This window comes from Eggerthella sp., assembly GCF_048329335.1.
GTDB lineage: Bacteria > Actinomycetota > Coriobacteriia > Coriobacteriales > Eggerthellaceae > Eggerthella > Eggerthella lenta.
In genome coordinates, this window is sequence record NZ_DBFEGU010000303.1 from 1 (window position 1) to 1147 (window position 1147).

The 1147-nt window shown below is 63.0% G+C and carries 1 protein-coding gene; it reads right to left on the minus strand.

Translation table 11 applies throughout. The features are described 5' to 3' along the window. Positions 1–178: 178 nt before the first annotated feature. The coding region (locus ACMO6A_RS09620; RefSeq protein WP_418471163.1) for a hypothetical protein at positions 179–1147 on the minus strand (969 nt) is incomplete at its 5' end.

Below are 1147 nucleotides of genomic sequence, written 5' to 3' on the forward strand. Positions count from 1 at the left end.
CACAACGTTATAGCCAGGCGAGGTGCGTCGAGCCGCCGGGCGGTTGGGATCCGTTCGGTCGGTAAGACAGAGGGCAGGCAAGGATTCCCAAATTCCCCTTGACTGCCGGCACCGGGAGGCAGATCATTTTTTCACTGCCGCACGGCGAAGCCGTGCCGATGCGGCCGATGCCGTTCGGTCATCGGGGGATGCCGTCCGCATCTGCGAGGATGTGCAGGAGCTCCTCGGCGTGCCATTGCATGTCCTCCGGTGTTTCGAGCGAAGGGTTGCTGCGCGTCATCTGGTCGATCTCGGCCAAGAGGGGTACGATCCTTCCCGGTGCCACTCGGCCGAGTCTTTGTAGGGATGTTTGGGAGAGCTTTGAGACGTCGAAGCACCAGGTTGTGCCGCCCGCAGGGCGGTTGTCCAAGGTATCGCGCAGCGATTCCGGCATCCCGCCCTCGTGGCGGGCGTCCGAGGAGCCGCGGAGCGGCGTACGCTTTTCCACAATGCGGCGGCAATAGGACAGGAGAGATCTCACAGGTTGAAGGATTTTAGATGTTTTACGCTCTTTAAGATCGGTTAGTGCGCAAAAACCCTGATCACTAGCTTCGTTTTCAAGCCCCATGGCCTTCGTCCTTTTTTCTGGTGCGCTTTTCTCCACATGGTTATCCACTTTCGGCGCTTGCGCCGCGAGCGCCGCATGCTCGCGAGCGCGCTGGCGCTCGCGGCGCTTCTGGCGCGCCGACTTGCTGTAGTGCGCGTATCCCTCGTAGTTGTAGTACACGTTATGGAAGGGCTTGCGCTCAACTGTTCTCTGGAGCTCTCCATGCCAATTGGACGCATAGCAGCACGCGATCCCGAGGATGTCGCGCAGCTTGTCCCACTTCACGATGTACTTGTTCGATTGACGCGATCCGTCCTCGGCCCTGCCCCCCGTGCGGACGCGCTTGAGGACGCCCAGGCGCTCGAGCTCCGCGCGGATCGAGTGCGCCGACCTCGGCGATACGCGCGCCGCACGCGCCAGGCCGTCGTAGCTGCAGTAGAGCACGCCGCTCGACGTGGCGAGCCCCACGATCGCGCGGATGACCTTGCGGCGCGCGCCCGTGACCTTGTACCCGCCGTCCTCGCGCGGGACGTTGTTCAGCTCGTCGAGGCGCGCGAGGAT